The organism is Burkholderia sp. S171 (assembly GCF_009766085.1).
GTDB lineage: Bacteria > Pseudomonadota > Gammaproteobacteria > Burkholderiales > Burkholderiaceae > Caballeronia.
Map to the genome: position 1 here is coordinate 25778 of NZ_LMUF01000013.1, position 26653 is coordinate 52430.

At 60.7% G+C, this 26653-nt stretch carries 18 protein-coding genes; 9 read left to right on the top strand and 9 right to left on the bottom strand.

Annotated elements, in window-relative coordinates; genetic code table 11:
- Positions 1 to 9: 9 nt before the first annotated feature.
- The 3 genes from GSQ93_RS08650 to GSQ93_RS08660 all read left to right on the top strand — a co-directional run bounded on the left by GSQ93_RS08650 (position 10) and on the right by GSQ93_RS08660 (position 3934).
- The gene (locus GSQ93_RS08650; protein WP_031364241.1) at positions 10 to 435 is read left to right on the top strand and encodes a F0F1 ATP synthase subunit epsilon; all 426 of its coding nucleotides are present in this window, start codon (positions 10 to 12) and stop codon (positions 433 to 435) included.
- 271 nt (positions 436 to 706) lie between these two features.
- Positions 707 to 2437: an AMP-binding protein gene (locus GSQ93_RS08655; RefSeq protein WP_158935260.1), complete on the top strand. Its 1731-nt coding sequence runs from the start codon at positions 707 to 709 to the stop codon at positions 2435 to 2437.
- 549 nt (positions 2438 to 2986) lie between these two features.
- Positions 2987 to 3934 (top strand): alpha/beta hydrolase, encoded by a 948-nt coding sequence (locus tag GSQ93_RS08660; protein ID WP_158935261.1) that lies wholly within the window; start codon positions 2987 to 2989, stop codon positions 3932 to 3934.
- Positions 3935 to 4056: 122 nt separating this feature from the next.
- On the opposite strand, the gene GSQ93_RS08665 is transcribed toward GSQ93_RS08660, so the two are convergent.
- Positions 4057 to 4944, bottom strand: coding sequence for a transporter substrate-binding domain-containing protein (locus tag GSQ93_RS08665; protein WP_158935262.1), 888 nt, complete (start codon positions 4942 to 4944; stop codon positions 4057 to 4059).
- A 143-nt stretch (positions 4945 to 5087) separates the two neighbouring features.
- On the opposite strand from GSQ93_RS08665, the gene hemE reads away from it, so the two are divergent.
- Entirely contained in the window at positions 5088 to 6176 is a 1089-nt protein-coding gene (hemE, locus tag GSQ93_RS08670; protein WP_158935263.1) for a uroporphyrinogen decarboxylase, read from the top strand.
- 419 nt (positions 6177 to 6595) lie between these two features.
- A complete protein-coding gene (locus GSQ93_RS08675) occupies positions 6596 to 8905 on the top strand; it encodes a primosomal protein N' (RefSeq protein WP_254073811.1) in 2310 nt (769 codons plus the stop codon).
- Positions 8906 to 8967: 62 nt separating this feature from the next.
- On the opposite strand, the gene GSQ93_RS08680 is transcribed toward GSQ93_RS08675, so the two are convergent.
- Positions 8968 to 9153, bottom strand: coding sequence for a hypothetical protein (locus GSQ93_RS08680; RefSeq protein ID WP_158935264.1), 186 nt, complete (start codon positions 9151 to 9153; stop codon positions 8968 to 8970).
- 328 nt (positions 9154 to 9481) lie between these two features.
- On the opposite strand from GSQ93_RS08680, the gene putA reads away from it, so the two are divergent.
- Together putA and GSQ93_RS08690 are read left to right on the top strand one after the other, a co-directional pair.
- Positions 9482 to 13414, top strand: coding sequence for a trifunctional transcriptional regulator/proline dehydrogenase/L-glutamate gamma-semialdehyde dehydrogenase (gene putA / locus GSQ93_RS08685; protein ID WP_158935265.1), 3933 nt, complete (start codon positions 9482 to 9484; stop codon positions 13412 to 13414).
- 93 nt (positions 13415 to 13507) lie between these two features.
- Positions 13508 to 14656, top strand: a complete 1149-nt coding sequence (locus tag GSQ93_RS08690; RefSeq protein ID WP_158935266.1) for a branched-chain amino acid ABC transporter substrate-binding protein — start codon at positions 13508 to 13510, stop codon at positions 14654 to 14656.
- Between the two features lie 58 nt (positions 14657 to 14714).
- Here GSQ93_RS08690 and GSQ93_RS08695 read toward each other — a convergent pair whose 3' ends face one another.
- On the bottom strand, positions 14715 to 16406 hold the full coding sequence (locus tag GSQ93_RS08695) for an AMP-binding protein (RefSeq protein ID WP_158935267.1): 1692 nt from the start codon (positions 16404 to 16406) through the stop codon (positions 14715 to 14717).
- An 84-nt stretch (positions 16407 to 16490) separates the two neighbouring features.
- Positions 16491 to 18197 (bottom strand): thiamine pyrophosphate-binding protein, encoded by a 1707-nt coding sequence (locus GSQ93_RS08700; RefSeq protein ID WP_158935268.1) that lies wholly within the window; start codon positions 18195 to 18197, stop codon positions 16491 to 16493.
- A gap of 453 nt (positions 18198 to 18650) precedes the next feature.
- Here GSQ93_RS08700 and GSQ93_RS08705 point away from each other — a divergent pair, with 453 nt between their 5' ends.
- Positions 18651 to 19010, top strand: coding sequence for a type II toxin-antitoxin system RelE/ParE family toxin (locus GSQ93_RS08705; protein WP_216857590.1), 360 nt, complete (start codon positions 18651 to 18653; stop codon positions 19008 to 19010).
- A gap of 6 nt (positions 19011 to 19016) precedes the next feature.
- The gene (locus GSQ93_RS08710) at positions 19017 to 19322 is read left to right on the top strand and encodes a DNA-binding transcriptional regulator (RefSeq protein ID WP_158935269.1); all 306 of its coding nucleotides are present in this window, start codon (positions 19017 to 19019) and stop codon (positions 19320 to 19322) included.
- A 29-nt stretch (positions 19323 to 19351) separates the two neighbouring features.
- Here the strand turns inward: GSQ93_RS08710 and GSQ93_RS08715 are convergent, their stop codons facing one another.
- The 5 genes from GSQ93_RS08715 to gcvT all read right to left on the bottom strand — a co-directional run bounded on the left by GSQ93_RS08715 (position 19352) and on the right by gcvT (position 26554).
- Positions 19352 to 20740, bottom strand: a complete 1389-nt coding sequence (locus tag GSQ93_RS08715; protein ID WP_158935270.1) for an L-serine ammonia-lyase — start codon at positions 20738 to 20740, stop codon at positions 19352 to 19354.
- Positions 20741 to 20770: 30 nt separating this feature from the next.
- A complete protein-coding gene (locus GSQ93_RS08720; protein WP_158935271.1) occupies positions 20771 to 21874 on the bottom strand; it encodes an alginate lyase family protein in 1104 nt (367 codons plus the stop codon).
- A gap of 106 nt (positions 21875 to 21980) precedes the next feature.
- Positions 21981 to 24908, bottom strand: coding sequence for an aminomethyl-transferring glycine dehydrogenase (gene gcvP, locus GSQ93_RS08725; RefSeq protein WP_158935272.1), 2928 nt, complete (start codon positions 24906 to 24908; stop codon positions 21981 to 21983).
- Between the two features lie 73 nt (positions 24909 to 24981).
- A complete protein-coding gene (gene gcvH, locus GSQ93_RS08730) occupies positions 24982 to 25362 on the bottom strand; it encodes a glycine cleavage system protein GcvH (RefSeq protein WP_158935273.1) in 381 nt (126 codons plus the stop codon).
- Positions 25363 to 25429: 67 nt separating this feature from the next.
- Positions 25430 to 26554, bottom strand: a complete 1125-nt coding sequence (gene gcvT, locus GSQ93_RS08735) for a glycine cleavage system aminomethyltransferase GcvT (RefSeq protein WP_158935274.1) — start codon at positions 26552 to 26554, stop codon at positions 25430 to 25432.
- Positions 26555 to 26653 lie beyond the last annotated feature (99 nt).

Here is a 26653-nt window from a genome sequence, read left to right on the forward strand (position 1 = left end):
GGAGTCGATATGGCAACTATTCAAGTAGACGTCGTCAGCGCGGAAGAGCAGATCTTCTCGGGCCGGGCGAAGTTCGTCGCGCTGCCGGGCGAAGCGGGTGAACTCGGCATTCTGCCGGGCCACACGCCGCTCATCACGCGGATTCGTCCGGGTGCAGTGCGCATTGAAGCGGAGAACGGTGACGAAGAGTTTGTGTTCGTTGCTGGCGGGATTCTCGAGATTCAGCCGGGCGTGGTGACGGTTCTGGCCGATACCGCGATCCGTGGTCAGGATCTCGATGAAGCGAAGGCGCTCGAAGCGAAGAAGCGCGCTGAAGAAGCGTTGCAGAACACGGGTTCGAACCTCGAATACGCAACCGCGCAAGCGGAGTTGGCGTACGCGACGGCTCAGATCGCGGCAATTCAGCGGCTGCGGAAATTGCGCGGTAATCACTGAAGCGTTTCGCGAGTCTGGCGAGATGAAAAAGCAGCCCTCGGGCTGCTTTTTTTATTGGCCTTCAAAACGGCGATGCATGCGTCCGTGATCCAGCCGCTTCCGCGCAAAACTGCACAACGGACATGCGTTGATCCGGGCGGTTTTGCGGGTGACTTGCGGGTAAGACTCAATGCCCTCGCTCTTTCTCGCGATGCACAATTAGTCTTCCGAATCGCTTTCATGGCGCTTCGTCTTCGTCTTATAGCGCCATCCCACGGAGGAGACCTTCGACATGCCTACCCAACCAACGCACACCGGGCCGCAGATCGAACCACGCGACGGCTTGTCGTACGTTCGCGGCTCGACGGACATGCCGCTGAGCGACGCCACCGTTTCCCGCTTCCTGCGCGGTACGGCCGCGAAATATCCCGACCGTCCTGCGGTGATCTTCCGCGAACAAAACATCCGTTGGACCTGGCGTGAATTCGCCGACGAAGTCGATGTCCTCGCGTCGGGTTTGCTCAAGCTTGGCGTTCAAGCAGGCGACCGCGTAGGCATCTGGTCGCCGAACCGCTCTGAATGGTTGCTCACGCAATTCGCCACGGCGCGGATCGGCGCGATCCTGGTGAACATCAATCCGGCGTATCGGTTGTCGGAACTTGAGTACGCATTGAACAAGGTCGGCTGCAAGGCGGTGATTGCGGCGGAGCAGTTCAAGACGTCGAAATATCTGGAGATGCTGCAAACGCTCGCGCCCGAACTCGCCACCGACGAACCCGGCGCACTCAACGCGGCGCGTTTTCCCGATTTAAAAGCCGTGATCCGAATGGGCGAGGGCGAGACGCCCGGCATGCTGCGTTTCCCCGATGTCATGTCGCGCGGCCGCGAGCACCTGAACACGGCGCAACTCGACGCGCGGGAATTGACGCTCACCGACCACGATCCCATCAACATCCAGTTCACGAGCGGCACAACCGGCAACCCCAAGGGCGCCACGCTCACGCATCACAACGTGGTGAATAACGGCCGCTACATCGCGCACTCGATGTTGCTCACCGAACAGGATTCGTTGTGCATCCCCGTGCCCTTGTATCACTGCTTCGGCATGGTGCTGGCGGTGCTTGCGTGCGTATCGGTGGGCGCGACGATGGTGTTCCCAGGCGAAGCCTTCGATCCCGCTGCCACGCTAGCTGCTGTCGACGAAGAGCGTTGCACCGCGCTGCACGGCGTGCCAACGATGTTCATCGCGGAACTCGATCTCCCGAACTTCGATAAGTACGACTTGAGCCGTTTGCGTACCGGGATCATGGCGGGTTCGCCCTGCCCGATCGAGACCATGAAGCGCGTAGTCGCCAAGATGAATCTGCGTGAAATCACGATCGCGTACGGGATGACTGAAACGAGCCCGGTGTCGTTTCAAAGCTCGACCACCGATCCCCTCGATAAACGCACCACGACCGTCGGCCAGATCCAGCCGCATTTGGAAGTGAAGCTGGTTGATCCGCTCGGCGAAATTGTCCCGGTTGGCGAGACAGGCGAACTCTGCACGCGCGGTTATTCGGTGATGAATGGATATTGGGGCGACGAAGAAAAAACGCGCGAAGCGATTATCGACGGCTGGATGCATACCGGCGATCTGGCGACCCTCGACACCGAGGGATATTGCAATATCGTCGGACGTTTAAAGGACATGCTAATTCGCGGCGGCGAGAACATTTATCCTCGCGAGATCGAAGAATTCCTGTTTCGGCATCCGAAGATTCAATCGGCCCAGGTATTCGGTGTTCCCGATATTAAATACGGCGAGGAAGTATGCGCATGGATTGTTCTCCGCCAAGGTGAACACGCGAGCGCAGAAGACATTCGCGAGTTTTGCCAAGGGCAGATAGCACACTACAAAATTCCGCGGCATATCCGCTTTGTAGACGAGTTGCCGATGACCGTTACGGGCAAGGTTCAGAAGTTCATCATGCGGGCAAAGATGATCGATGAATTGAAGCTATCGGAGGCCAAAACAGCGTAACTATGGGTAAATACTGAGATCTGCAACTGAAAATGGCTGCCCGGGATAATCACGGCAGCCATTCAAATTCTCACGCAAACGTTTGTATAGACGAAAAAAAAGCGGGCCTGGAGCCCGCTAAAAACCACACGCTACGGGGTTAGCGCGAGGAGACCAAGGGTGGGACCGGCCGATATCATTTCATCGGCCAACGACCCCAACAAACATGTCCCTGAAAGTGGGATTCGGCACCAGGCCGACCATCGAATGCAACTTAAAACGTTGTAGTTCACCAACGCTGCACCCGATCACATCCGTGTTGAGACCGTTGAAGTGATTGTGGGCGAATAATCCGAGCATCACCGTAACAAAGTGTTTCAGGTTGTAACGCTCGACGCACAAGGCCCGCCGATTATCCCGTCCAATCTTTGTCGATTATTGCGATTTACGAGGTGATATTTCAGCGCTGGGTTTTGAAATACTTCCGCTGCCAAGCGCGATATGCGGATTTTAAGGACAATCAAAAAGCGTCGACCCGACCGGGCGACGAACTGCACTGGAGACAACCGCATGACCATCGACGCAGACCTTCTCGCCTATTACGCCAAGGTTGCTGCAGCGTTCCCTGAGCAGCCGTCGGATGCTGATCCGATCGCCATCCGACGGCAGTTTCAGAATGTCGCGCGCGAGTTCGCAGCGCCGCGTCCGGCGGGAGTGGACGTTGAAGACATGATTCTGCCGCTTGAAGGGCGCACGCTGCGTGCGCGGGTCTATCGGCCGGCGGGGGCCGGGAAGCCGTTGCCGCTGGTGGTCTATTTTCACGGCGGTGGCTGGGTAGTCGGGGACTTGGAGACGCACGACCTGATGGTTGCGCGATTTGCCCTGGACTCGCACTGCGCGGTCGTGAGCGTGGATTATCGGATGGCGCCGGAGCACCCGTTCCCCGCGCCCGTTGAGGATGCGCTCGATGCGTTGCTGTGGCTCGCCGAGCATCGTTCGCGTATGGGCTTTGCGACTAGCCGGTTGGGCGTGGCCGGCGACAGTGCTGGCGGCCATCTCGCAGCCGTGGCCGCCCGTGCTGCGAACGATCGCGTGGCCGGTCTGGTCACGGCGCAGTTGTTGATCTATCCGGTGGCGCGCTGCCGTTTCGAGGGCGGCAGCTTTACGGCCAACGCCGAAGGGCCGGGCTTGACCACCGAAGAAATGCGCTTTTACTGGGCTCAATTCCTGACGGCCGAACCACCTGCCGATGACGATGTGCGCGCTTTCCCGCTCGCGGAGTCCTATGATCGGACGCCGGCGCGGGCGTTGATAGTCGCCGCAGCCTACGATCCGCTTTACGACGACGCCCACGAATTCTCGCGTTTTCTTGAAGCAAATGGCGGCCGCACGGAGGTCATTGACGCGCACGATATGACGCACGGTTTCGGCCGGATCCAGGCGCATTCGAAAGCGGCGGCGGCCTGGATGAAAAAAACATCGAAACGCTTCGGTGAATTGTTACATGCAGAGCGTTGACTTTTCGATGCCCAGCGACATTTGCTTACGCGGTTCTTACGCTGAGTTGTCAACCCGATGAATCTGACGAATGGATGAGCCGGTGGGCGAAAAAGGCGGCCTGAGCTCGGCCGCCTCCGCATTCATTTCAACCATTTATCGAGCATCGCCTGAAACTCGCCGGTCGAGCGCGACAAGTGCAGCCATTGATCGACGTATTGCTGGAACACCACGTCGCCGCGTGGCAGCAGGTACGCCTTTTCTCCGAACTGGAACGGTTTGTCCGGATGGACGGAGCACAGGCCTGGATTCAGCTTTTGCTGGAGCAGGGTTTCCGAGGCGTCGGTGACCATCACGTCGGCTTGGCCGTCGAGGATTTGCTTGAAGATGGTCACGTTGTCCGGGTACTCGATCAGTTGCGAGTGCGTGAAGAACTGCTTCGCGAACTTCTCGTTCGTGCCGCCCGGATTCACGATGGTGCGTACGCCCGATTGATCAATTTGCGCGACGGTCTGGTATTTATCGACATCGGCGCAACGGACAATGGGCGTCTTGCCGTCGACCATGTAGGGTTCCGTGAAGAACGCGCGTTTCTGGCGTTCCAGCGAGGTTGAAACCCCGCCAACCGCGATGTCGCACTTCGCGACAAAATCGTTCATCAGGTTCGACCACGATGTCTTGATGAACTCGGCTTTGACGTTCATCGACTGCGCCAGGTTTTGCGCGGCGTCAATGTCGATACCTTCGAACTGGCCGTCCGGCCTCAGGAACGAGTACGGCTTGTAGTCGCCCGTTGTGCAGACGCGCAGCGTGCCGCGTGCCAGGATTTCGTCGAGCCTCGATGACGCGGCCGGGGCGACGGGTGCGACGGGTGCGCTGGCCGGTAACGTCGCGCCGGGGGCGGCGGTGATGCTGCCGCCTTGCACGGTCTGCGCCTGCGCGCCAATGGCGAAGCCGAGCAGCAGCAGCGCGCAAGCACTCGTGCGAAAGACACCGCGAAGCGACGCGCACCCAAGGGCAAGAACTTTCATCGACACTCCTGGAAAGATTGTTTTAGCCGCCGATGATATCGAAGGGGGTCGTCGTTCGCACCTACCCCAAAAACCCTAACCCTTGAGTACGAACGAAAACCCCTGTCCGGTAGAATGCCCCTTTGCCTAACGCTCCAAATCACGTGCCTTCCACACTCCTGAACGACACTTTCCTGCGCGCGCTGCAGCGCCAGCCCACCGACTACACGCCAATCTGGCTGATGCGTCAGGCGGGCCGTTATCTGCCCGAGTACAACGCCACGCGTTCGCGCGCCGGGAGCTTCCTCGGGCTCGCAACCAATCCCGACTACGCGACGGAAGTTACGCTTCAGCCGCTGGAGCGCTTCCCGCTCGACGCCGCCATCCTGTTCTCGGACATCCTGACCATTCCCGACGCAATGGGCCTCGGCCTGAATTTCGTCCAGGGCGAAGGCCCGCGATTCGAGCGCACGGTTCGCACGGAAGAGGATGTCGCCAAACTGCACGTGCCGGACATCGACGCCACGCTGCGCTACGTGACCGACGCGGTATCGCAAATCCGCCGTGCATTAACCGACGCGCAAGGCCGCCAGAAAGTGCCGCTGATCGGTTTTTCGGGTAGCCCGTGGACACTCGCCTGCTACATGGTCGAAGGCGGCGGATCGCCCGATCACCATACGGTCAAGGCAATGGCTTACACGCGGCCGGACCTGATGCATCGCATCCTCGATATCAACGCGCAAGCAGTCGTCGCTTATTTGAACGCGCAGATCGAAGCGGGCGCGCAAGCCGTGATGATCTTCGATACCTGGGGCGGTGCACTCGCCGACGGCGCTTATCAACGCTTCTCGCTCGACTACATCGCGAAGGTGGTTGCAGGATTGAAGCGCGAACACGACGGTGTCAAGGTGCCGGTCATCACGTTCACGAAGGGCGGCGGTTTGTGGCTGGAACAGATCGCGGCAATTGGCGTGGATGCGGTCGGTCTCGACTGGACCGTGAACCTGGGCCAGGCGCGCGAAAAAGTGGGCGATCGGGTCGCGCTCCAGGGAAACATCGATCCCGCGGTGCTATTCGCGTCGCCGGCCGTGATTCGCACCGAAGCGCGCGCCGTGCTCGACAGCTTCGGCAATTTTCCCGGTCACGTCTTCAATCTCGGCCACGGTATTTCGCAGTTCACGCATCCGGAAAACGTGGCGGAACTCGTGGATGAAGTCCATCGGCACAGTCGCGCCATTCGGGCAAAGAACTGACGTTTGGTCAAAAAAGATTGCTGCGTTGCGTCACGAAAAGCTTACGTCAAACGTTTGGGCGGCAAGACAAAAGTGCCGCGAAATGCCCGTAGATTGGCCGTTCCGCCAATGTCAAGAGTTGACTTATGCACATTTTGTACGTTGCGGCGCGCCATCTTCAAATCAGACCTAAGTGCCATCATGAAGGCCTGTTTTGTGTCTTCAAATACATGATTAATAAGAGAAATTTGAGAGCAACCCGAAATGTGGGCTACCGCACACAGCGAGCGAGATCGCCACTTTTTGTCCCTGTCAATCAAAGTTCTCAACAAAGTTATCCACAGGCCTGTGGAAAGCTTCGAAATCTCAAAATTAATCCACAGCTTAGCGTCGATTGTGATGTTTCACTTTAACTACGCCCCGCGCAGCCGCATGTTCAGGTGGAACGGTTGCTCCTGCGTGGCTTGCGGCGGGTGCGGCAATTGAGCGTCTTTGTCCGCGTCGCGCTGGACCATCCGCTCCCGACGCTTTTCGACTATCGATATGATCTGGCCCCCATGCCGTTGCCCGGCATGCTGGTACGAATTCCCTTCGGGCGTCGCGACGCAGTTGGCTTGATTTGCGAGGTTACGGATCACACCGATGTGCCGACGGACAAGCTGCGCGATGTGGCCGCGATTTGCAGCACGCTCGCGCCGCTTGCCGACGAATGGCGCGCGCTGACGCTGTTTGCGGCTGAGTATTACCAGCGCGGTCTGGGCGAGGTGGCGCTGCCCGCGCTGCCGCAGGTTCTGCGCGACGCCTCGCGATGGGCCAAATTGCTTGCGCCGGAGGAGCGGTATCGGCTGACGCCGGAAGGGCGCGCCAGTTTGCCCGATGCGTTGCCGGCTCGCGCCACCGCGCTGCGCCGTCTCGCCGATGCCCTCGCCGCCAATCCCACGTTACCGGCCGCCGAGGCTCGCGCGCTGCATCCGAAAGCGCGTGCGACGCTCGATGAATGGCAGACGCGCGGCTGGGTCGCGCTGGAAACCGGCGATGCGCCGGAGCAGGACACAGCGCTCGCGCCCGCAGTTGAAAAAGCCGCGCTGCACGCCGCCGATGCGCTTTTGCCGCAATTGACCGCCGAGCAGTCCGATGCCGTCGATGCGATTACCGGCGCTAAGGGTTTCGCCGCGTTCCTGCTGCACGGCGTGACCGGCAGCGGTAAAACCGAGGTTTATCTCCACGCATTGGCCCATCTGCTCGGTTCGCGCCCCGACGCGCAAGCGCTCGTGCTCGTCCCGGAAATCAATCTCACGCCGCAATTCGAAGCCGCTTTCCGCACGCGTTTCGCCGCGCTGCCGGAGGGCGCCATCGTGACGATGCATAGTGGGCTGGCCGAAGGCGAACGCGCCCGCAACTGGCTCGCGGCGCACACAGGTCGCGCTCGGCTCGTGCTCGGGACGCGGCTGGCGATCCTGGCGTCGCTGCCGGAGCTTTCGCTGATTGTGGTCGATGAGGAACACGATCCCGCCTACAAGCAGCAGGAAGGCCTGCGCTATTCGGCGCGGGATCTCGCGGTTTATCGGGCGAACAAGTTGGAGATTCCGGTCGTGCTGGGGTCGGCGACGCCATCGCTGGAAAGTTGGTGGCAGGCCGAGCAGGGCCGATACACCAAACTCACGCTCACGCGTCGTGCTGTGGCAACCGCGGTTCTGCCGAGCGTCCGACTGATTGACCTGGAAGAGGAACGGCAGCGCGGGCGGGCGTCGGTGGAGGGGTTATCGGGACCACTGATCGCCGCGATGAAAATGCGCCTGGAACGCGGCGAGCAAAGCCTCGTGTTTCTCAACCGGCGCGGTTACGCCCCTATCCTTTCGTGCGACGCCTGCGGCTGGGTCGCCGGTTGCCCGCGATGCAGCGCCTACGTCGTGCTTCACAAACCCGAACGCGCGTTGCGTTGCCACCATTGCGGCTGGGAATCGCGCATTCCCAAATCCTGCCCGGACTGCGGAAATGTGGATATCGCGCCGATGGGGCGCGGCACGCAGCGCGTGGAAGAAACGCTCGCGACGGCGGTTCCGGAGGCGAGGGTGTTACGCATCGATGCCGACAGCACGCGGCGCAAGGGCAGCGCACAAGCCCTTTTCTCCGATGTCCACGCGGGCGAGGTCGATATCCTCGTCGGCACGCAGATGATCGCAAAGGGGCACGACTTTCAGCGCGTGACGCTGGTCGGCGTGCTCAACGCCGATACCGCGCTCTTCTCCCACGATTTCCGTGCAAGCGAGCGGCTTTTCGCCCAGTTGATGCAAGTAAGCGGTCGGGCGGGGCGCGCAGGCTTGCCGGGCGAAGTGATGATCCAGACGCGCTACGCACGGCACGCGCTTTATCACGCGCTGGCTCGGCACGACTACGTTGGGTTTGCCAATTCCACGCTGGCCGAGCGCCGCGACGCGCATCTGCCGCCCTTCGTCTATCAGGCGATGCTTCGCGCCGAAGGCCGCACGCTCGAGACCGCGCTGGACTTTTTGGGGGCTGCGGCCGCAGAGTTCGCCGCGCTGGCTGGCGCCGAACGCGTGACCGTATACGACGCGGTGCCGCTGACTATCGTGAAGGTGTTTAACGTGCACCGCGCGCAGTTGTTGCTGGAATGCGCGTCGCGGGCTGTTTTGCAGAATGCGTTGCGGGCCTGGCAGCCGGCGTTACGCAGTCTCAAGGTAAAAGGCGTGATCCGATGGAATGTCGAGGTCGATCCGCTCGATATCTAGTTTCCCTCGCGCCGGTGAGCGGCGCTTAGCCGCCCATTGCTTATTACCCGGCGCTTCCGCATTCAGCTATTGCCGCGGTCCGCACCGTGCACGCGTGCAACCGTCAGGCCGCCGACCGTCATGTCGCCACCATCGTCGCGAGTGCCGCCCTCAGGGCGTTCGACGTGCGGATGCGCGCCGCGGATGAACAACACCACACACAGCGTGCACATCGCCCAAATACTACAAAGAATCATCCAAGTGCTCATATCCTGTTCTCCCCGAAACCGCGCGGCTAAAATTTAAGACGGCCGCAAAGTTTCATCGCTGACATGGCCGTACCAGTTCTTATCGGCACCAGGGAGCAATTACTTAGGGGTGCCTCAAGAATAATTATCAGACAAGAAATTCTGAAGCACGCCCAGACCAAACCGCCATCCGCATTGACCTGTAATCCCTTGTTCGGAAAGGAGTTTTGACCGATTTAACAAAGGTGCAACCCATCTCGAAATGTTGGTTGCACCTTTTTTAAGAGCGGGTTACGATTCGGCCACTTTTCAAGCTATCGCCGGTCCCGATTCCGGCAAGGAAGGATATATGGCGAGCACCACCCTGGGCGTCAAAGTCGACGATCTGCTGCGCACCCGCCTCAGAGACGCTGCTACGCGGCTAGAGCGCACGCCGCACTGGCTCATCAAGCAAGCCATCTTCGCCTATCTCGAACGCATCGAACATGGACAGTTGCCACCCGAACTGTCCGGTGCAATTGGCTCAGCCGACTCGCTTGAACCGTCCTTGCACGCCGACTCGGAAGAAGACGGCGCGCCGCATCCTTTCCTCGATTTCGCCCAAAACGTGCAACCGCAATCTGTATTGCGCGCCGCGATTACGGCCGCGTATCGACGCCCCGAGCCGGAATGCGTGCCGTTTTTGATCGGACAGGCCCGGCTGCCTGCCAATGTCGCCGCTGATACGAATGCAATGGCGACGAAGCTGGTCGAAGCGCTGCGCAAAAAGCAGACGGGCGGCGGCGTCGAAGGCCTGATCCACGAGTTTTCGCTGTCGAGCCAGGAAGGCGTTGCGCTGATGTGTCTCGCGGAAGCCTTGCTGCGCATCCCCGATCGCGCCACGCGTGATGCGCTGATCCGCGACAAGGTCAGCAAGGGCGACTGGCGCTCGCATATGGGCCAGGCGCCGTCGCTGTTCGTGAACGCGGCGACGTGGGGCCTGATGATCACCGGCAAGCTGGTGACGACGAATAGCGAAGCGGGGTTGTCGTCGGCGTTGACGCGGTTGATCGGCCGTGGCGGTGAGCCGCTAATCCGCAAGGGCGTCGATATGGCCATGCGCCTGATGGGCGAGCAATTCGTCACGGGCGAGACGATTTCAGAAGCGCTGGCGAATAGCCGTAAATTCGAAGCGCGCGGTTTCCGTTACTCCTACGACATGCTCGGCGAAGCCGCGACGACCGAAGAAGACGCGGTTCGCTACTACGCATCGTATGAACAGGCGATTCACGCGATCGGCAAGGCTGCCGGATCGCGCGGCATTTATGAAGGCCCGGGCATTTCGATCAAGCTGTCCGCGCTGCATCCGCGTTACTCGCGCTCGCAGCAGGAACGCACGATGACCGAGTTGCTGCCGCGCGTGAAAGCGCTGGCGTTGCTCGCGCGGCGGTATGACATCGGCTTGAACATCGATGCGGAAGAAGCCGACCGGCTGGAAATTTCGCTCGATCTGCTCGAAGCGCTGTGCTTCGATCCGGAACTGGCCGGCTGGAACGGCATCGGCTTCGTGGTGCAGGCGTATCAAAAGCGTTGCCCATTTGTGATCGATTATTTGATCGATCTGGCGCGTCGCAGCCGCCACAGAATCATGGTTCGGCTGGTTAAGGGCGCGTACTGGGATTCGGAAATCAAGCGCGCGCAAGTCGATGGCCTCGAAGGCTATCCGGTCTACACGCGCAAGATCTACACGGACATCTCTTACGTAGCCTGCGCGAAGAAATTGCTCAGCGCGCCCGATGCCGTCTATCCGCAATTCGCCACGCACAACGCGTTCACGTTGTCGGCGATCTATCACCTCGCCGGGGGGAATTATTACCCCGGTCAGTACGAGTTCCAATGCCTGCACGGCATGGGCGAACCGCTGTACGAAGAAGTCACCGGACGCGACAAGCTCAATCGGCCGTGTCGCGTGTACGCGCCTGTTGGCACGCACGAAACGTTGCTCGCGTATCTCGTGCGCCGCTTGCTTGAGAACGGCGCGAATACGTCGTTTGTGAACCGTATCGCCGATAAAACGATTCCGGTCAGCGATCTCGTGGAGGACCCTATCGACGAAGCGTCCAAGCTCTCGCCGCTCGGTCTGCCACATGCCAAGATTGCGCTGCCGCGCCAGTTGTACGGCAACGAGCGCCTCAATTCGATGGGCTTCGATCTGTCGAATGAGCATCGGCTGGCGTCATTGTCGTCGGCGTTGCTCGCAAGCGCGAATCATCCATGGCGCGCGGCGCCCATGCTCGAATCCAGCGACGTGATAGAGGGCGTTGCTCGCGATGTCCGCAACCCCGCCGATTTGCGTGACCTCGTAGGAACGGTGGTTGAGGCAACGTCGGAACAATTGGCACTCGCGCTCAGTAACGCCGTCGCCGCCGCACCGATCTGGCAATCGACACCGGTAGATGAACGCGCCGATTGCCTCGCCCGCGCAGCCGACCTGCTCGAAGCGCAGATGCATACGCTGATGGGTCTCGTCGTGCGTGAGGCGGGTAAATCGCTGGCGAATGCGGTGTCGGAGATTCGTGAGGCTATCGACTTCCTGCGTTATTACTCGGCGCAGATCCGCAGCGAGTTTTCCAACGATACCCACCGTCCGCTCGGCCCCGTGGTCTGCATCAGCCCGTGGAACTTCCCGCTCGCGATTTTCATGGGACAAGTCGCCGCCGCGCTCGCTGCCGGCAATACGGTGCTCGCGAAGCCGGCTGAACAGACGCCGCTGATCGCCGCGCAAGCCGTGCGCATCCTGCGCGAAGCCGGCGTGCCGCCGGGCGCGGTGCAACTGCTGCCGGGCAATGGTGAAACCGTGGGTGCTGCGCTGGTCGCCGATCCGCGCACGCGCGCCGTGATGTTCACGGGCTCGACGGAAGTTGCGCGCCTGATCAACAAGACGTTGTCCGAACGGCTCGATCCGGATGGCCGGCCGATTCCGCTGATTGCGGAGACGGGCGGGCAGAATTCGATGATCGTCGATTCGTCAGCGCTGGCCGAGCAAGTGGTCGCGGACGTGTTGCAATCGTCCTTCGATTCCGCCGGTCAACGGTGTTCCGCGCTGCGCGTGTTGTGCCTGCAGGACGACGTCGCGGATCGCACGCTCGAAATGCTCACCGGCGCGATGCGGCAACTCGCGATGGGCAATCCCGATCGCCTTTCCACCGATGTCGGTCCCGTGATCGATGCCGAAGCGAAGCAGAGCATCGACGCGCACATTGCATCCATGCGCGAGAAGGGCCGCAACGTCGTGCAGTTGCCCATGCCCGAGGGCTGCGCACAAGGCACGTTCGTCCCGCCGACGCTGATCGAACTTGATTCCATCGACGAGTTGAAGCGCGAGGTCTTCGGTCCGGTACTTCACGTAGTGCGGTATCGCCGGGCACATCTTGATAAACTGCTCGACCAAATTAAAGCGACGGGTTACGGGCTGACGTTGGGGATCCATACGCGTATCGATGAAACCATCGCGCACGTGGTCAGCCGGGCGCACGTGGGCAACATCTACGTGAACCGGAACGTGATTGGCGCGGTGGTCGGCGTGCAGCCGTTCGGCGGCGAAGGTTTGTCGGGCACGGGGCCGAAAGCGGGCGGTGCGCTGTACTTGCAGCGGCTTCTCGCCAAGCGTCCGACGGGCTTGCCGAAATCGCTGGAAAGCGCGCTGATCGTGGATCAAACAGCCGCGAATGCAACGCCGGCTGCGCTGACCGCGTTGCGTGACTGGGCGATTGCCGAGCGCGATCCGCAAACGGCGGCACGTTGCGAAGGCCATCTGCAACACGTGATGGCCGGCGCGACCGCCGTGCTGGCAGGCCCGACCGGCGAGCGCAACACGTACACGCTCGGCGCACGCGGCACGGTGCTGTGCGTGGCATCGACGGCAAGCGGCGCGCGTGCGCAACTCGCCGCCGTGCTCGCCACGGGCAACAAGGCGCTATTCTCCGGCGCCGCGGGTGAGCAACTCGTCGCCGCGTTGCCGGCGAAGATCGCGCCGTATGCGTCGACGCGCAAGAACCAGGACGCGTCCTTCGATGCAGTTTTGTTCGAAGGCGACAGCGACGAATTGATGGCGTTGGTGAAGGACGTCGCGAAACGCCCGGGACCGATCGTTTCGGTGCAGGGTGTGCCGGCGGGAGCCTTCGCCGAGGACGCCCACGATGGCGAGCAGGAATACGCGCTCGAACGGTTGCTGACGGAACGCTCGGTGAGCGTGAACACGGCGGCCGCGGGCGGCAATGCGAATTTGATGACGATTGGCTGAGCTGTATTCAGCGCAGCGGGTTGGCTCAAACAAACGGCAGCAGGCACGGCGATCCCGGCACACGCTGCCATCTACCAGGGAATCAGGAGAGTTATGGATTACACGATGAAGAAGCTGGCAGCCGCGATGTTGGTCACAGGTCTGTCGGTTGCTGCAACAGCTCAGGCTCAAACCGCTGAAGACGTGAAGGTAGGATTCGCCGGCCCGATGACCGGCGCGCAAGCGCACTATGGCAAGGATTTCCAGAACGGCGTGGTGCTCGCGGTTGAAGATTTCAACGCGACCAAGCCCGTGATCGGCGGCAAGCCGATTCGCATCGTGCTCGATTCCGCTGATGACCAGGCTGACCCGCGCACGGGCACGACCGTCGCTCAAAAGCTGGTCGACGACAACGTCAAGGGCATGCTCGGCCACTTCAACTCGGGCACGACGATCCCCGCTTCGCGCATCTACGCGAACGCTGGCATTCCCGAAATCGCGATGGCGACCGCACCGGAATACACGACGCAGGGTTACAAGACCGCGTTCCGCATGATGACCTCCGATACGCAGCAAGGATCGGTGGCCGGCGACTTCGCAGTGAAGACGTTGAAGATGAAGAAGATTGCGATTGTCGATGACCGCACGGCTTATGGCCAGGGTCTCGCCGACCAGTTCGAGAAGGCCGCGAAGGCATCGGGCGCGACGATCGTGGATCGTGAATACGCGAACGACAAGGCTGTCGACTTCAAGGCCATCCTGACCAAGATCAAGTCGTTGAATCCGGACCTCGTGTACTACGGCGGCGCCGATTCGCAAGCGGGTCCGATGGTCAAGCAAATGAAGACGCTGGGCCTGCGCGCGCCGTTGATGGCGGGCGAAATGGTCAAGACCGACACGTTCCTGAAGATCGCCGGCACTGCGGCTGACGGCACGGTGGCATCGCTGGCTGGTCTGCCGCTCGATGAAATGCCGGGTGGCGCGGCTTATGTCGCGAAGTACAAGGCACGGTTTAACGAAGACGTGCAAACGTACTCGCCGTACGCGTACGACGGCGCAATGGCCATGTTCGCTGCAATGAAGAGCGCGAACTCGACCGATCCGGCGAAGTATCTGCCGATGCTCGCCAAGACTGATATGGCAGGCGTGACGTCGAAGCAGCTCGCGTATGACTCGAAGGGCGATTTGAAGAACGGCGGGATCACGCTGTATAAGGTCGTCGACGGCAAGTGGACGACGCTGCAAAGCGTGGGTGGGAAGTAAGGTTTTATCGTGCTGTGAAAAACCCCGCATGCGTTCGCGCTGCGGGGTTTTTTAACGCCTAAACGCCGAAATCCTCTTCCCAGTATTCATTCTCCCGGCGTGTATCGCTGCTTCGCTCCTCTTCTGTTTTCCTTAGTTCTACGCGGCGAATTTTCCCCGAGATGGTTTTCGGCAATTCATAAAATTCGATGCGTCGAATACGCTTGTACGCGGCCAGTTTCTGCGCGGCGAACTTCAGGATTTCGCCGGCGGTTTCCTTCGTCGGTTCATGTCCGTTGCGCAACGCGACGAACGCTTTCGGTACCGATAAACGCAACGGGTCCGGACTCGGCACTACCGCCGCTTCGCCCACCGCCGGATGCTCGATCAGCACGCTCTCCAGCTCAAACGGACTGATCCGATAATCTGCCGCCTTGAAGACATCGTCGGAGCGGCCTACGTAGGTGAAATAGCCATCGTCGTCGATGGACGCCACATCGCCCGTTCGATAATGGCCGCCGCGCATCGCGTCCTGCGTCTTCGATGGATCGTCCACGTAGCCGTCCATCAAACCCAGCGGCTTGGGGTCGAGGATCAGCGCGAGTTCGCCTTCCTGGGCGGCGTTGTCGTCGTGATCGAGCAGCGTGATGCGGTAGCCTGGCAATGGCCTGCCCATCGAGCCAGGCTTCATCGGCTGGCTTGGCGAATTCGCGATCTGCGCCGTGGTTTCGGTCTGGCCGAAACCATCGCGTAACGTGAGGTTCCAGGCCTTTTTCACGCGCTCGATAATCTCCGGATTCAACGGTTCACCGGCACCCACAACCTCGCGCAAGTGCACCTCATACGCCGATAAATCCTCTTGGATCATCATGCGCCAGACGGTCGGCGGCGCGCACAGCGTGGTGATCGGATGCTTGACGAGCGCGTCCAGCGTGGCCTTCGCGCTGAAGCGCGACGTGTTGTGGATGAACACGGTCGCGCCCGCGTTCCACGGAGCGAAGACACAACTCCAGGCGTGTTTTGCCCAGCCGGGCGAGCTGATGTTCAGATGGACATCGCCGGGTTTCAGGCCGATCCAGTACATGGTCGATAAATGTCCCACCGGATAACTCTGATGGCTGTGCAGCACGAGCTTCGGGCGACTCGTCGTGCCGCTCGTGAAGTACAGAAGCAGCGGATCGGTCGCGAGCGTTCTGCCTTCGGGCTCGAACGAGGGACTTTCGTTGAAGGCATCGGCGAAGTTCAGCCAGCCTTCGGGCAACGCAGCGTTCTGCGGGATAGCGACGGCGATGCGCGTTTTGGTTTTATCGATGGAATCGAACTTCGCGGTTTCACTCGATGCCACGATCACATGCTTCACTTCACCGCGCGTCATGCGGTCCGCGATGTCCGCCGGGGTCAGCAACATGGTCGCGGGAATGGTGACGGCGCCGAGTTTCATCGCGGCGAGCATGGTTTCCCAAAGCGCCGGCTGGTTCGGCAGCATCAGCAAGATCCGGTCGCCTCGCTGGACGCCTTGCTGCCTTAGCCAGTTTGCCAACTGATTCGATCTCGCCGATAACTCCGCAAACGAGAGCTTCGTCTCGTCCCCGTTTTCCTCGACCACCCACAGCGCTGGCGCAAGGTTGCTGCGCGCGTATTCATCGAACCAGTCGAGTGCCCAGTTGAACTCCGTCAGTTCGGGCCACGCGAAGTCTTTGTACGCGGTGGCGTAGTCGTCGCGATGACGTAGCAGAAAGTCTCTTGCTTGCAGAAATGCTTGCGATGCCATGGTCTTGCGTCTCCTGGATTTTGTTCGCTTTTGGCTGAGCCTTGATCTGGCTCTTTTGCGCGGGTCTTTGTGAGACCCGCTTGTTCACTTCTGCCGCAACTTCTCGCCCTGCTCCCTCACTTGATCCAAGGTTGCCGCCGGGGTGCTCGCATCTTGCGGAATCCTGATTTCTATTACTGACGGCAATCCCGTTTTCATCGCGCGCTCGAATGCGGGCATGAATTGCGCGGTTGATTCCACAAGTTCTCCATGCGCGCCAAATGAGCGCGCATAGGCCGGGAAGTCGGGGTTCGTCAGCACCGTGCCATGCACGCGGTTCGGATAGTGGCGTTCCTGATGCATGCGGATCGTGCCGTATTGCTGGTTGTTCACCACCACGAATATCACCGCGAGCTTGTACTGCATCGCCGTGGCCAACTCCTGGCTCGACATCAGGAAACATCCGTCGCCCGCAAACGCCACCACTACCCGGTCCGGATACAACGATTTCGCCGCGATGGCTGCGGGAACGCCATAACCCATTGCGCCACTTGTCGGCGCAACCTGCGACCTGAAATACCGATACGCATAGTGCCGATGCAACCACGTCGCATAATTTCCCGCGCCGTTCGTCACGATGGCATCGGCGGGAAGATGCTCGCTGAGTTGCTCCATGATCTCGCCGAGCTGGACATCGCCGAGCATGGGCCGCGGCTTGCGCCACGCGAGATACGCGTCATGTGCCGTTTCAATAGCGCCGCTCCACGGGATGACTGCGGGCGGCTTGAGCGCCACCAGCGCCGACACCATCTCTGGCATACCTGAAACAATCGGCAGATCCGCCGAATACACGCGCCCCAGTTCTTCCGCGCCTTGATGCACGTGGATCAGCGTTTGTTTCGTCTTGGGTATGTCGAGCAACGTGTAGCCGCCGGTCGTCGATTCGCCCATCCGGGGGCCGAGGACCAGGAGCAAATCGGCTTCGCGGATGCGCGCGGCGAGGGCGGGATTGATCCCGAGGCCGACATCGCCGGCATAGTTCGGGTGGTTGTTGTCCAGCGTGTCCTGGAACCGGAAGGCACAACCGACCGGCAATTGCCAAGCTTCAACGAAACGCGCGAAATCGGCCGTGGCTTCGGGCGTCCATCCGCTGCCGCCAGCAATGACAAAAGGTTTCTTCGATGCCGCGAGCATCTCGTTCAAACGCGCGATCTGCGCGGGCGCGGGTGACGCTGCCACACGCTGATATCGCGGTGCGCCCGGCACGGCTTCGCATGCGTCGCTCAGCACGTCTTCGGGCAACGCGAGCACGACCGGACCTGGCCGGCCGGAGGTCGCGATATGGAATGCATGGCTCAGATATTCGGGGATACGGCGCGGATCGTCGATTTGCGCGACCCACTTCGCCATCTGTCCGAACATGCGTCGATAGTCGATTTCCTGGAAGGCCTCGCGGTCCATGTGTTCGCGTGCGCATTGGCCGATCAGCAGGATCATCGGTGTGGAATCCTGGAATGCCGTGTGGACGCCGATCGATGCATGCGTGGCACCCGGGCCACGCGTAACCAATGCCACACCGGGGCGGCCGGTCAGTTTGCCTACCGCTTCCGCCATGTTTGCCGCTGCAGCTTCGTGGCGGCACACGATGGTCTGGATGCGGCTGGTTTCATCGTGGAGAGAATCCAGGATGGCGAGGAAGCTTTCGCCAGGAACGCAGAAGACGCGTTCAACGCCGTGCGTGAGGAGTGCATCGACGACCAGGCGTGCGCCGGTGGTCGGAAGGGCGCTGGAGGACGGGACAGCAGATGTCATGCGATGAAATCTCCCAAAAGGTTTCGCGCGGACGGCGATGGGCATTGGATTTCATAGCTTACGCTTGCGCGGGGCGCTGGCGCTAGGGAGGGGTTTTGCTGGGTGGTGGCTTAGAGCAGGAAGCGAACATCAAGCGAGCGCCGCTGCTGAAACCCGATTGGCCGTCTGTGGTGGGCTGTGTTGCGTTAGCCGATTGGCTAGTTTCGCGGTCATGCACGAATCGATACCTTATAGAGCAGCGGTCAAATCAAGCAAAGGGGGCAGGCCGAGCATCACGACGGACGGCTCATTCTGGATATCTGGAACTCTATGCGGCAACGCTGGCCGCGGTCGTGTTGCGTCCCAACGAGCAATAGCAGAAATCAGCTATGCGAGCGGTCCGGTCCGGCTTAAATGACGAAATGCATATATAGCACTGAGTGCTATACTTCATGAAGAAGAAAAAGGTGGGGTATGCGGGTTTTCAAGACCAAATGGTTTGCGCGCTGGGCCGATAAGGAGGGAGTGGCCGATGCGGCGCAGCTAGCTGCTGTCGAGGAAATGAGCCGGGGTCTGATTGATGCAAATTTGGGCGGCCACGTGTTCAAGAAGCGCGTCGGTATCGGCGGACGGGGCAAGCGCAGTGGACTACGCACGCTGCTGGCGTTTCGGGTGGGTGAGCGGGCCTTCTTCGTGTTCGGGTTTGCCAAGAACGAGCGGGCCAATGTGAGCGACAAGGGACTGGTGGCGTTGAAGCTGCTCGGTCGCAGTTGTTGGGCTATGACGCGCGCACGCTGGCTCAGGCGCTGCATGCAGGCGAATTACATGAGGTAGAGCGCGATGAGTGACAAACTGTTGAAGGCGTTGCACGAAACGGCGCAAGGGTTACACGAGGCTGGAACGATGGACACGGTGACGCTGCGAGAGTTCGATGCGCTGTGCTTGCCGCCGATCAAGGATTACAGCGCAGCGCAGATCAAGCGACTGCGCCAGCGCAGCAAGGCGAGTCAGGCGGTGTTCGCGGCGTGCCTGAACACCAGCGCATCGACAGTGCAGAAATGGGAACAGGGCCAGAAGCGCCCGAATGGGCCGTCGTTGAAGCTGCTTGATCTGGTCGACCGTAAAGGCCTGGAAGCGATGTTTTAAAGGGCCTTCCCGTCGGGATTATCTCAACCTCAACACTCAACAATATTCACCGCCAGCCCGCCTCGCGACGTTTCCTTGTATTTGGTCTTCATATCGGCGCCGGTTTGCATCATCGTCTTGATGACGGAATCGAGTGACACGTAATGACTACCGTCTCCCCGCATTGCCATGCGCGCAGCGTTCACGGCTTTCATCGAACCCATCGCGTTACGTTCGATGCATGGGATCTGCACCATCCCGCCAACCGGATCGCAGGTCAGCCCGAGGTTGTGTTCCATGCCGATCTCGGCCGCGTTCTCGACCTGCGTCGGCGTTCCGCCCATGACCGCCGCCAAACCCGCGGCCGCCATCGAACAGGCGACGCCGACTTCGCCCTGGCACCCGACTTCGGCACCGGAAATGGAAGCGTTCATCTTGTACAGAATCCCGATAGCCGCCGCCGTCAGCAAAAAGTCGATCACGCCCTGCGCATTCGATCCCGGCATGAACCGGTCGTAGTAATGCAGCACTGCCGGAATAATCCCAGCCGCGCCGTTGGTCGGCGCCGTCACCACGCGCCCACCCACCGCGTTTTCCTCATTCACCGCAATAGCGTAAAGATTGATCCAGTCGATCATGGAAAGCGGATCGCGCAACGCTTGCTCAGGTTTGTCGACCAGTGCCCGATACAACACCGGCGCGCGCCGCTTGACCTGGAACGGACCGGGCAGGCATCCATCGGCGTCGGGGTTATCGATTCCGCAACCGCGCTTCACGCACGACTGCATCACGTCCCAAATGCGCAGCAAGCCCGAACGAATCTCGTCTTCGCTGCGCCAGACACGCTCGTTGTCCCACATCAATTGCGCCACGGATTTGCCCGTTTCACGGCACAACGCAAGCAATTCATCGCCAGATTTAAACGAGTACGGCAACTGTTCAATCGCGGTCAACACCTTCACATTCGATGCCCCCGCCGTCACCACAAAACCACCGCCCACCGAGAGATAGGTCGAGTCGCGCAACGACACGCCGTTGGCATCGAAGGCATGGAGTTTCATGCCGTTCGGATGCTCAGCCAGTGCCTGCCGCAGAAACGCAATGTGTTCCTTCAACACGAACGGAATCTCATGCCGGCCCAGCAGCGGAAGCTTTTTCGTGGCGCGCACGGTTTCTAGACGCGTGCTGATCGTGCCGGCATCTACCGTATCCGGCGCATCGCCCATGAGACCGAGCATCACGCCCCGATCCGTGCCGTGACCCTTGCCGGTTGCGCCCAGCGAGCCATACAACTCGCATTTCACGCTAACCGTGGCGTCCAGCAGACCATCGCGTTCGAGCCCCTGCACGAACATCAGGGCGGCGCGCATCGGCCCGACCGTATGCGAACTCGACGGACCGATGCCGATTTTGAAAAGATCGAAAACGCTGACTGCCATGACTACTCCTGCAAGGGTCGTGCTAAAAAATCAGCGCGCCGGCAACGGTAAACAAACCGCGAGCCAGGCCGGCGGCGTGGGCGCCAAGCGCAGCGCGATGGGCGCGTAACGCCCGTCAAGCCGCGCCGATAGATGAAACAATTCGGCCGCGTTTTTCGGATCCCACGTGCCCGAATAACCGGGCAGGCCAGCCTCGCGGCGGGTGGCATCGAAGGGCACGCTCGAATGAACAAATTCGTCGTGCGTGCGCGTGCCGAGCGCGTATGGCGTGAGCCAGTTCAGCGCGGCGGCGAGGGTCGCGCCCGACTGCGAGCGCTCACCCAGCCAGTTGCGGTTATGACGGCGTGCGGCGAGCGCGGCCGTAACCAGCGGCTGCAGGTCGTACGTCACGTAATGCAGCGCGTCGCGCTCAGCGAAATCGACGGTCGAACCGTCCGGCGCGATGTTGTCTCCAATATGCTCCACATACAGACGCTGCGCCGCGTTAATCAGCTTGCGGTCATCGATAGTGAACGCGCCCATCGAAATCAACTTGATCCGATGACTCTGCCAGTTGTTTCGATACGTACCGGTCAGCGGCCGTTTCTGCTTGTCGATATCCGCGATATATCCCGTCACCATCTTCGAGATGAACGCGCTCGAGGCATTGCGCGTTTTTACCGGCAATGCGCTCGCGGTCAGGTCGTAGGCGAGGATCAGCGATTCGAAATTCGTTTCATCGATAGGATTAAAACTCGGCTGATACGTCGTCACCCACGCGAATAAAAACCGGTCGACGAGACGTAAATACGCTTCGTTGCCGGTCGCGCGCCACGCAAGCGCCGCGTCGCGCATCAATCCAAGATCCTTCTCCGCTTCTTCGCTTTCGTCGCGAATGCCCTGATGCGGCAACGTGCCTTCTGTGTGAAGCGTCGCCCGCGCTTTCGGCTGATCGTTCAGCCGCGATTGGACCATCTGCACCAGTGCTTTCACGCCCGGATCGGCGTTCGTGCGCTCGCTGGTCTGCATCGCAGGCGCAGCGCAAAAATTCATTGCGGCGAACGCGCTCTGTGTAGTCAATGCCGATGCTGCAAGGGCCGCGATCATCGCCGGAATACGCCACGTTTTACTCACCATTCGCACCTGTCGCGCCATGCAAAACTCCCTGATTGGCTTGGTCCGGGTGAGATGGTATCTGGTGTTGCGTGGCTCGGGCAAAACTGTCCGGCTCTCAGGAAAGCCGGACAGTTGAAACGCGCACTTATTCGCCGTATTCCGACAACGGAATGCACGAGCAGAACAGATTGCGGTCGCCGTAAGCGTTGTCGGCGCGGCCGACCGGCGGCCAATACTTGCGCGCGATCAACGAAGTCAGCGGATACGCCGCCGTTTCACGGGAATAGGCGTGGCTCCAGTCATCGGCGACAACAACCGCTGCCGTATGCGGCGCGTTCTTCAGCGGATTGTCCTCGCGATCTGACTTGCCTTCTTCCACCGCGCGAATTTCATCGCGAATGGCGATCATTGCATCGATAAACCGATCCAGTTCCTCTTTCGATTCCGATTCCGTCGGCTCGACCATCAACGTGCCCGGCACCGGGAAGCTCATCGTCGGCGCGTGGAAACCGTAATCGATCAGGCGCTTGGCCACGTCATCGACCGAAATGCCGCTGGTTTCTTTCAACGGCCGCAGATCGAGAATGCACTCGTGCGCGACCAGACCACCCGCGCCGCTGTACAGCACGGGGTAATGCGGCGCGAGCCTTTTCGCCACATAGTTCGCCGCGAGGATCGCGCTTTCGGTGGCGTTCGTGAGGCCTTGCGCGCCCATCATCGCGATATACATCCACGAGATCGGCAGGATGGCGGCCGAGCCATAAGGCGCCGACGATACCGCGCCAATGCCGGCCACATCGCGTTGATAACCGGTCGACTGCTGGTTCGGCAGGAACTTCGCCAGATGCGCGCCGACAGCAACCGGACCCACGCCCGGTCCGCCGCCGCCATGCGGAATGCAGAAGGTCTTGTGCAAGTTCAGGTGCGACACATCGCCGCCGAACTGGCCCGGCGCGGTGAGGCCGACCATTGCGTTCATGTTCGCGCCATCGACGTAAACCTGACCGCCATGTGCATGCACGATCTCGCAGATCTCGCGCACGTTCACTTCGAACACGCCGTGCGTCGACGGATACGTGATCATGATTGCCGCCAGATTCGCAGCGTGCTTTTCGGCCTTGGCCTTCAAGTCGGCGATATCGACGTTGCCTTGCTCATCGCACGCAACGACCACGACCTGCATGCCCGCCATTTGCGCCGATGCCGGGTTCGTCCCATGCGCCGACGATGGAATCAAGCAGATGTTCCGATGCCCTTCGCCACGCGACTCGTGATACGCGTGGATGATCAGCAAGCCGGCGTATTCGCCTTGCGAACCGGCGTTCGGTTGCAGCGATACAGCCGCGTAACCGGTACACGCAACCAGCATCTGCTCGAGCTGGTCGATCATTGTCCGATAACCAACGGTCTGCTCAGCCGGCGCGAACGGATGGATCTGCGCGAATTCGGGCCACGTCACGGGCAACATTTCCGACGTTGCGTTCAGCTTCATCGTGCATGAACCGAGCGGGATCATCGTGCGATCGAGCGCGAGATCCTTGTCGGCCAGACTGCGCAGGTAGCGCAGCATTTCATGCTCGGAGTGATGACGGTTGAACACCGGATGCGTGAGGTATTCGCTCGTACGTTCGAGGGCTTTCGGCAAGGAGACTTTTGCGTCGGCATCGAGTGCATCGATATCGAACGTTTCCGTTTTGCCCGCCACTTCGGCGAACAACGCGAAGAGCTTCAGGAGATCATCGCGCGTGGTGGTTTCATCGACGGAAACGCCTACGTGCGTTGCATCAATGTGGCGCAGGTTCACGTGCACAGCGGACGCCGCCTGATGCAGCGCCGTGGTATTCGCGCCGCTGACGATGGTGACGGTATCGAAGAAGGTTTCGTTCGCGAGCGTGTAGCCGAGTTTTTGCACGCCGGCGGCGAAGATCGACGCCACGCGATTCACGCGCAACGCGATGGTCTTCAGGCCCTGCGGCCCGTGATACACGGCGTACATGCTGGCCATGATCGCGAGCAGCGCCTGCGCCGTACATACATTCGATGTCGCCTTTTCGCGGCGAATATGTTGTTCACGCGTTTGCAGCGCGAGACGCAACGCGTGCTTGCCTTGGGCATCGACAGTCACGCCGACCAGACGGCCCGGCATTTGCCGTTTGAAGTCATCGCGTACGGCCATGTATGCAGCGTGCGGACCGCCGAAACCAACCGGCACGCCAAAGCGCTGCGTATTACCAATAGCCACATCCGCGCCCCATTCGCCCGGCGGCGTGAGCAGCGTGAGCGCGAGCAGATCGGCGGCGGCGATTACGAAACCACCGGCGGCATGAACAGCTTGAGTCAACGCGCGATAGTCGTGCACATCGCCATTCGCGCCCGGGTATTGCAGCAGCACGCCGAATGCGTTGGCCGTGGCGGCGTCGGCGGCGGGGCCGACTTTCACTTCAATACCCGCTGGTTTTGCACGCGTGCGCACGACTTCGATGGTCTGCGGCAGCACGTCGTCGGCGATATAAAACAGGTTCGATTTCGGCTTGCCCGCGCGTTGCAGCAGCGTCATGGCTTCGGCGGCGGCGGTGGCTTCGTCGAGCAATGACGCGTTCGAGATCGCGAGACCCGTCAGGTCGATAATCATCTGCTGGAAGTTGAGCAACGCTTCCAGGCGGCCTTGCGAAATTTCCGGCTGATACGGCGTGTAAGCCGTGTACCACGCCGGGTTTTCAAGCACGTTGCGCAGGATGACGGCCGGCGTGTGCGTGCCGTAATATCCCTGCCCAATATAGTTTCTGAACACCAGGTTCTGATCCGCGAGCTTTCTCAACGAAGCCAGCGCTTCCGCTTCGCTTTTTGGCTGCGTGAACGCGCCGAGCGGCAGCGTTTCGTGGCGACGGATAGCTTCGGGAATCACCGCGTCGATGAACGCCGCGCGCGACGCGAAACCGAGCGCGTCGAGCATGGCGTGCTGGTCGGCCGCATCCGGGCCAATGTGCCGCTGGGCGAACGCATCGTGGCATTCGAGCGCGGCGAGGGACAAGGATGAGCGGTTCATCAGATGGTCCGGGTGTTCGAGCTTCATGATAATTCCTGCAGGTGCGGCGGCTTTTTATGGAAAGCGCGCCGCACGGTCGTTGATAGATTTACTCGCCCACTTACTCGCCGATCGAGGTGCCGTACGCACCGGCATCGATCAATCGATCCGTCTTGGCGTCGGCGGCGGGCTTGATCTTGAAGAGCCAGCTTTCGTACGGCGTGCCGTTGATCTGGTCCGGCGTGCCCGTCAACGCATCGTTCGCGCCGACGATTTCGCCGGATACGGGCGCGTAGATATCGGATGCTGCTTTCACCGATTCGATCACCGCGATGGCGTCGCCGGCGGCAACCGTCTTACCTACAGGAGGCAGTTCGATGAACACGACATCGCCCAGTGCTTCCTGCGCGTGATCCGTAATACCGATGGTCAGGGTGCCGTCGGATTCGGTGCGCACCCATTCGTGCGATTCGGTGTATTTGAGGTCGGCCGGGATGCTCATGCGGATGCTCCAGTTGTCTTTAAGGATGGGACGTGCGTGGCTGTTTCAGCAGGCAATTGAAGGCGTTTCAAACCGCCGCCAACACCTTGCCGTTGCGCACGAAAGGCAGTTTTACCACGCTTGCCGGCAGTTGTTTGTCGCGGATCACGACGTGCACTTTATCGCCCGGTTTCACGCTCGCCGGCACCCGGGCGAACGCGATGGATTCCTGCATCGACGGCGAGAAAGTGCCGCTCGTGATCTCGCCTTCGCCGTCGGCCGTGACGACTTTTTGGTGAGCACGAAGCACGCCACCGGCACGGCCGTTTTCCTTCTGCAGAATCAAGCCGACAAAGCGCGCTTTCGATCCATTCGATTCCAGCGCGGCGCGGCCGACGAATGCGCGATCCGGGTTGGTGAGGTCGACGGTCCAGGCGAGGCCGGCGTCCAGCGGCGAAACCGTGTCGTCCATGTCCTGGCCGTACAGATTCATGCCGGCTTCGAGACGCAGCGTGTCGCGTGCGCCGAGGCCGGCAGGCTTCACGCCCTGCGCGATCAGCGCGTTCCAGAACGCTGCCACTTGCGTAGCGGGAACCACGATTTCGAAACCGTCCTCGCCCGTGTAACCGGTGCGCGCGAGCATCACGTCGCCGAACGAGCTGGCGGGAAATTGCACGGCGTTGAAGGGTTTGAGTTCTGCGGTGGCGTCACGCGTTTCCGGCAGCACTTGCCAGACTTTTTCGCGAGCGTTCGGGCCTTGCACGGCGACGATCGCGAAATCGCGGCGCGGCGTGATGGTCAGTCCAAAACCGCCTTCGGCATTCAGATGGCCGAACCACGCGATGTCTTTCTCAGCCGTTCCGGCGTTCACGACGACGCGGTAGTTGTCATCGGCGAAGTAATAGACGATCAGGTCATCGATCACGCCGCCTTCCGGGTTCAGCAGGCACGAATAGAGCGCCTTGCCGGGGACGGTGAGTTTGTCGACGTTGTTGGCGATCGCGTACTTGAAGAACTCGCGCGCTTTGTCGCCGGTGAAATCGACGACGCGCATGTGAGACACGTCGAACATGCCCGCGTCGGTGCGCACCGCGTGGTGTTCGTCGATCTGCGAACCGTAATTGACGGGCATGTCCCAGCCGCCGAAATCGACCATGCGTGCGTTGAGCGCAAGGTGAGTGGCGTGCAAGGGCGTGTGTTGAAGATCAGACATGGAGCGGGCCTCGGGCGTGCGCGAAAACAAAAAAAGGCCATGCGTCGAACCCGCTCGGGGTTTCGGCTTTTTGAGCTGCATGGATAAAACCAATGCAAC